Genomic DNA, 566 nt, shown 5'->3' on the forward strand with positions numbered 1-566 from the left:
GTGAAGCTGTCGATCCCGTTGGCGATGAAGCGGGCACCGCCATCGAGGAACTGCTGGACGAGGCGTTCGTCGCGCGAAAGGATCCCGGCCGGTTTGCCGGTTGAGACGATCCGCGCCAGTGCTTCGCCGGTCAGCTTGAACAGGGCATCGAAATTGATTGCGCCCAGCAAACCTTCGGTCGCGGCCAGGTCCGCAGGTCCAAGGAACAGCGCGTCGATTCCGTCCACTGCGGCGATCGCCTCAATGTTGTCGACGGCGGTCGCGGTCTCGATCTGGGCGATGATGCAAACCTGCGCATTGGCTTCTGCGACATAGGCAGGATAGCCACCCCAGCGCGCGGCACGGGCGCCGCCGAGGCCGCGTTCGCCTGCAGGCGGATAGCGGGACGCAGTTACGATGGCCTGGGCCTGTTCGGCGGTCTCGACCATCGGAACCATCAGAGTCTGCGCTCCAAGATCGAGAACCTGCTTGATCGCTACCGGATCGTGGCCGGCAATCCGGACGATCGCCGAACACGGCGGCGTCGCCTCGACCGCACGCAGCTGCGCGACGATGCCGGGCAGGGT

Annotated in this window: 1 protein-coding gene; it reads right to left on the reverse strand. The window is 65.5% G+C overall.

All coding sequences use genetic code 11. The annotated features are described in order from the left end of the window. Positions 1-566: HpcH/HpaI aldolase family protein (locus NZK81_RS21450; protein ID WP_260047989.1), on the reverse strand; the 566-nt coding region annotated here is incomplete at both ends.

Origin of the sequence: Novosphingobium mangrovisedimenti, assembly GCF_025153475.1 — a bacterium.
Taxonomy (GTDB): Bacteria; Pseudomonadota; Alphaproteobacteria; order Sphingomonadales; family Sphingomonadaceae; genus Novosphingobium; species Novosphingobium mangrovi_A.